The sequence below is a fragment of the Anaerohalosphaeraceae bacterium genome, from assembly GCA_035378985.1.
In the GTDB taxonomy this organism is placed as follows: domain Bacteria; phylum Planctomycetota; class Phycisphaerae; order Sedimentisphaerales; family Anaerohalosphaeraceae; genus JAHDQI01.
Genome location: DAOSUR010000007.1, coordinates 145,851 through 151,928, shown reverse-complemented (window position 1 = coordinate 151,928; position 6,078 = coordinate 145,851). Strand labels below are relative to the sequence as shown.

Below are 6,078 nucleotides of genomic sequence, written 5' to 3'. Positions count from 1 at the left end.
GGAACTTCGCTACCTTAGGACCGTCATAGTTACGGCCGCCGTTTACCGGGGCTTCAGTTAGGAGCTTCTCCCGCACCTTTTTGACCAGTTAAAGAATTTTGAATCCGGTGAAGCAATTGTGTCTTGCTTCGCCCATCCTGTTTAAGACGCCGTTCTCGAAGAGCGGCGTCCCTTTGATCCGCATAGGCCTCATAGTACACCAGATTCCAAACACCGCGTCGGGTATATCGAGCACCTTTTTCTTGCTGGTGCTCTTTGACCCGCCGTCTCAGGTCTTTTGTATATCCAATATACGTCCGGCCTTTTTGCGGATTCAGCAGTACATACACATAAAACATCTTCTTTCTCCTGGGCAAAAAGGTGCGGGATAACCCATCCCCTTAACCTTCCGGCACCGAGCAGGCGTCATTCTCTATACATCCACTTTAACGTGTTCGCAGAGAACTGTGTTTTTGGTAAACAGTCGCCAGAGCCGATTCACTGCGCCCTCGGCATGCTGCTATCGAAATAACAGCACCCGGAGGGACCCCTTTTCGCGAACTTACGGGGTCAAATTGCCTAGTTCCTTAAGGACAGTTTTCTCGAGCGCCTGAGGATACTCTCCTCACCTACCTGTGTCAGTTTTAGTACGGTCATGCTGCCATCATCCTTAGGAAGCTGTTTCTCGGCACCTTTTCGGGTCACTTCGGCATCGTAAAACGGCCTCGTCCTTGCGGAACCCGCACGACTAGTCGCGGGATGACCGGAGAAAGATGCGTCACTTCCGTCGTCCGACAACATGGTGCAGGAATATTAACCTGCTGCCCATCGTCTACGCCTTTCGGCCTGGACTAAGGGGCCGACTAACCCTGGGCGGATTTACCTTCCCCAGGAAACCTTAGGTTTTCGGCGAGCAGGATTCTCACCTGCTTTATCGTTACTCATGCCGGCATAATCACTAGCAGCCGCTCCACGGCTCGTTTCCGTACCGCTTCGACGCTGACTGCTACGCTCTCCTACCACCCGCTTGCGCGGATCCGCAGCTTCGGTTTTCGGCTTATTCCCGTTTATTATCGGCACCCAACTGCTCGATCAGTAAGCTATTACGCACTTTTTAAATGGTGGCTGCTTCTAAGCCAACATCCTGATTGTCACAGCAATCGGACTTCCTTAGTAACTGAGCACGAAATTCGGGACCTTAGCTGGCGGTCTGGGTTCTTGCCCTCTCGACCATGAAGGTTATCCCCCACAGACTGACTCCCGGGCTGTACCTGCTGGTATTCGGAGTTTGGTAGAGGTAAGTAGGCGGGTAGCCCCTTATCCTCAATCAGTAGCTCTACCCCCAGCAGGGACCACTCGAGGCTAGCCCTAAAGCTATTTCGGAGAGAACGAGCTATCTCCACGTTTGATTAGACTTTTACTCCTCTCCACAGCTCATCCCATAACTTTTCAACGTTAACGGGTTCGGTCGTCCAGGGATTTTTACATCCCCTTCCACCTGGCCATGGATTGATCACGTGGTTTCGCGTCTACTGCCTGCGACTGAACGCCCTATTCAGACTCGCTTTCGCTGCGGCTACGCACCTGAAGTGCTTAACCTGGCCGCAAACAGTAACTCGCCGGCTCATTATGCGAAAGGCACGCAGTCACCCGTTTCCCGCACCTATTTTTGACCACAAAAATAATTCTATTCCGAATCATCTTCTGGCCAAAAATAGGTGCGGGACATAGGGCTCCTACTGCTTGTAAGTGTATGGTTTCAGGTCCTTTTCACACCCCTCGTAGGGGTCCTTTTCATCTTTCGCTCGCGCTACTTTTCCACTATCGGTTGTCGAGGAGTACTTAGCCTTGGAGGGTGGGCCCCCCGGCTTCACACGGAGTTCCACGAGCTCCGTGCTACTCTGGTACGCCGAACGTAACGGAGGACACCGGCTTTCGCATACAGGACTATCACCTTCTGTGGTCGGACTTTCCAGACCGTTTTGCTGGCCGTGTCTTTGTAACTCCTGATCGGCGCCCGCAACCCCCCGCACCTATTTTTGACCAGCAAGAGAGCTCTGAATTCCGGTATACAACTGTCGTCTGGCTCGTCCATCCTGCTTGAGCCGTTGTTCTCGTCTGCAGGCATCGCTTTCATCCGCGTATGCCTCGTAATATACCAGATGCCATGTTCTATGCCTTGTGGTTTTAGCTCCCCATCCGTCCCTAGGCTGACGGATTCTTTTTTTTAAGTCGGAACCATATCCAATATAAACGTTTCGACTCAGTTCTTCCACAAGCACATACACACAGCTCATCGCATCTCTCCTGAGCAAAAATAGGTGCGGGGTTTGGGCTCGTCCGCTTTCGCTCGCCGCTACTAACGGAGTCTCGGTTGATTTCCTTTCCTGCAGGTACTAAGATGTTTCAGTTCCCTGCGTTCGCTTCACATGGCCTATGCATTCAGCCATGGATGACGGATGACGGTTGCCCGTTTCCGTCGGGTTTCCCCATTCGGACATCCCGGGATTAACGGATGCTCGGCTCCTGCCCCGGGCTTATCGCAGCCTGCCACGTCCTTCATCGCCTCTCGACACCAAGACATCCCCCATACACTCTTAGTAACTTGACCATATCAATCCGCGATTGCATGGCCTTTCGCCGACGGCACATCGCTGTGCCGTACAGGTTGGTCTTGACGCTTGAGTGGTGAATGAAACGAATGTTTCATTTCCCACGATTGAACCAATCTGCACTTGTCAAAGAGCTTTTATCAGCTCGGCCCTTGGGGCCGATTCTGAACCATTGGAGACGATGGGACTCGAACCCACGACTTCCGGCTTGCAAAGCCGGCGCTCTCCCAGCTGAGCTACGTCCCCGGACCCTTCGCCTCAAATCCCTTGTTTCTCTTTTCAGGATTTCGGCCTTGTGTGCTTCCCTGACCGAAGGCCAAGGAATGGGCCCGGGAAGACTTGAACTTCCGACCTCACGCTTATCAGGCGTGCGCTCTAACCAGCTGAGCTACGAGCCCGACAGGTAGCCGCACCGGACAGCAAGACGTTTGTCCTGAAGAACCAGTCGGCTCTCAACACTCAACCATCGTCTATTCGCTTCTTAAAGAGCAATAAAAAATGCCGCTGCCCATCTTTATCAGCGACATTTGCTGAGATCCAGAAGTCTAACGACTTCCGATGAGCAGTCAAGTACAAAATCTTTTTTTTCGATTTTTTTTCAAAACTGCTATGCCGCTCACTGTTTTCATCACGTTGCCCGTTCCTCACTCCAGAAAAATAAGTTTACCGGCAGAGAAGAAAACGTCAACAGGATTTTTTAAAAATTTTTTTCATTTTCTTTCGGCTCATCAGAAAATATCGGCGAAAAGGCCCCGGGGTTTTATCCAAGTGCCGAAATAAGGCCTCTTTACAAAACCAGACACTTTATCTCCTCAACTGAGCGGCAATTTCCTGAACCATCCGCTCCTTGGCCGCTTCCAGGGGTCCTTCCAGCGTTACGCCCGCCGCCAGAGTATGCCCGCCGCCCCCGTATTTTTGAGCAATCACCCGCACATCCACCGTTCCCTTGCTGCGAAGCGAACAGCGAAACCGCCCGTCGGAAAGCTCCACCAGCAGAAACGCCGCCTCCACCGTCCGGAGCCGCTGGCATTCATCAATCAGATTTTCCGTATCCGGACCTTTCGCCCCCGTCTGCTCAAAATCGCTGCGCAGAATATACTGCGAAGCAATCCGCTCCTGTTCATGCAATTCCAGATGCTCGAGCATCCGAACCATCAGCCGCAGACGAGCCGGTGTAAAACTCTGATACATCAGCCGGTACAGCACATCCGGCCGAGCCCCCGCCTCGATCAGTTCCGCCGCCGTGCGGAAGATTCGGCTGTCGGCATTTCCGAAGCGAAACCAGCCCGTATCCGAGGAAATCGCCGCAAAAATCGCCTCCGCTGCAGAAGGCGTAATCGGCCAGCCGGCGGCCTTAAACAAATCAAACACAATCTCGCCGGCCGCTGCCGCTTCTGCATCCAGCAGCTGCACATCCCCCAAACCATCCCCTGTAATATGATGGTCAATCACCAGCACCTTCTTTTTGGAACGCTCCGCAAGCCATCCTTCGAGCCCCGGCAGCTGGATGATGCTGTTCGTATCCACCAGAATTACCAAATTCGTCTCGGACCACGGCTTTGCCGCCAAATCCTCCGGCTTCAAATCATTTCCCAATACCGGCACCTTTTCTCCAAACAGTTCCGCATACCACGAAGCCGGCGGCGACAAAAGAAACGCAGACACCTCTTTGCCCAAACGGCGCAGCGCCTCCATCAGCGCACGCATGCACCCGCAGGCATCTCCATCCGGACGGACATGACTGGTAACGACGATTCGGCGGGAGCTGTCAATCAGCTGAAGGGCCTTTTGAAAATCCATATCTTCTATTCCTTTTGTCTGAATTTTTCTCCAGCGGTTTTTCCCCTAAAAATTGCCCGATAGAGTTCAGAAAATCCAACAAAAAACCGAAACAGAAAAAAGAAAACGAAATATGGACTCCTTATATCCTGTACAACAACAACCTTTTCTCTAAAAAAGCCGGGCAAAACAAAAGATAAATCCTTATAAAAAAAGAAGTTAGATGAATTGCTTTCCCCAAAATCAAGTCTTTGCGCAAAAAATTGGCGAGGATGTGGGTCCGTCTGGGGGGGAAAACGGATGACCACTTAGCCTCGCCGAGGACTATGGTCAAGTTGCTTTTCGCAACTTAACTTCCATCACTCCTTATATCGGAACTTTTCCGCCCTGTCAAGAACCAATTTTAAAATTTTTATTTTCCTTTCTCCTTATCAGTCTTTCTCATAGAGCCCTTTCATTCTTGCAAGCCGTTCCCTTTTCGCATAAAGTATCCCCCATCAGACAGAGCATCATCAGGAGAAAAACAAAATGGCTCATAGTTCGTCGAAAAAATCGGCCCCCCAGCCGTCAGAAAAAAAACAAAAAACCGCCGCCAATTCGCCGGTCCTGCGGCGAATCATCGCCAATGCGCGTGACGTCTATGAAAAAATCGAAAAAAACCAAAAGCCGACGATGAGCACGCCCATCCGCTCCCTGGCCAACGTCAAATACATCCCGCAGAAAGGCCATTTTGAAATGGTCGGCAAGACCAAACGCCGCACCCTGACCGTCAGCACCGTCAAAACCTTCGCCCAGACCCTCAAGATGATGGCCCTCTCCAAAGAGCTCATTGAAACCGATGATATGGCTACCAAACGAGAGGCCTACTACATTTCCAAAAACTGGGGCAAAGCCGGCTTCGATGAACAGCCCGAGTCCGACACCATCATGGATGACATCGAAGCCATGTTCGGCGTCAATCGCGAACAGCTTAAGTTTGTTCCTGAAGAAAAAGGCGGCGATGTCGCCGGACGCCTGTTCGTCATCGACAAAGATGCGCAGGGCCGCAAACTCCGCATCGACTGCACCAAGTTCGGCTCCGGGGCCTATTCCATCCCCGTCGCCGTTGAAGATCTGCAATTCGAGAGCAAGGCCAAGTTTATCCTGGCCATCGAAACCGCCGGTATGTTCCAGCGTCTGGTCAAATACGACTACTGGGACAAAGCCGACTGCATCCTCGTCAGCATGGGCGGAGTTCCCACGCGGGCGGCACGCCGCTTTATCCGCCGGCTCAGCGACGAGCTGAAAATCCCCGTGTATGCCTTTGTAGACGGCGACCCGTACGGCTACTTCAACATCTACCGAACCCTCAAGGTCGGGTCCGGAAACGCCGCCCATCTGAATGAATTTTTCTGCGTCCCGCAGGCCACCTTTTTGGGCGTTACGCCGCAGGACATCAAAGACTATCAGCTGCCGACCCATCCGCTCAAAGACGTGGATATCAAACGAGCCAAGGACGCCCTGAAAAACGACCCCTTCGTCAAGCACCATAAACCCTGGCAAATCGCCATCAATCAGATGCTCAGCATGGGTGTGCGTGTCGAGCAGCAGGCCTTTGCCAAACACGGCCTGGATTTTGTGGTCAATGAATATCTGCCGGCAAAGCTTAAAGACCCCTCTCGGTTTCTGCCTTGAAATTGCCGGAAAAATCAGAAAAAATAACTGCGTC

Annotated in this window: 2 protein-coding genes, 2 tRNA genes and 1 rRNA gene; 1 reads left to right on the top strand and 4 read right to left on the bottom strand. The window is 52.1% G+C overall.

Annotation, left to right across the window (positions count from 1 at the left end; all coding sequences use genetic code 11):
- The 4 genes from PKY88_07130 to PKY88_07115 all read right to left on the bottom strand — a co-directional run.
- Positions 1-2,590 (bottom strand): 23S ribosomal RNA (locus tag PKY88_07130); the annotation flags it as partial.
- A gap of 174 nt (positions 2,591-2,764) precedes the next feature.
- Positions 2,765-2,837 (bottom strand) — tRNA-Ala (locus PKY88_07125).
- 78 nt (positions 2,838-2,915) lie between these two features.
- Positions 2,916-2,989, bottom strand: a tRNA-Ile gene (locus tag PKY88_07120).
- A gap of 406 nt (positions 2,990-3,395) precedes the next feature.
- On the bottom strand, positions 3,396-4,391 hold the full coding sequence (locus PKY88_07115; GenBank protein ID HOQ04967.1) for a bifunctional oligoribonuclease/PAP phosphatase NrnA: 996 nt from the start codon (positions 4,389-4,391) through the stop codon (positions 3,396-3,398).
- Positions 4,392-4,898: 507 nt separating this feature from the next.
- Here PKY88_07115 and PKY88_07110 point away from each other — a divergent pair.
- A complete protein-coding gene (locus PKY88_07110) occupies positions 4,899-6,044 on the top strand; it encodes a DNA topoisomerase IV subunit A (GenBank protein HOQ04966.1) in 1,146 nt (381 codons plus the stop codon).
- Positions 6,045-6,078 lie beyond the last annotated feature (34 nt).

Bases quoted from the DNA above. Each gene is read 5' to 3' on its own strand.
- PKY88_07110 (HOQ04966.1), top strand. From the start codon at position 4,899: ATGGCTCATAGTTCGTCGAAAAAATCGGCCCCCCAGCCGTCAGAAAAA.
- PKY88_07115 (HOQ04967.1), bottom strand. From the start codon at position 4,391: ATGGATTTTCAAAAGGCCCTTCAGCTGATTGACAGCTCCCGCCGAATC.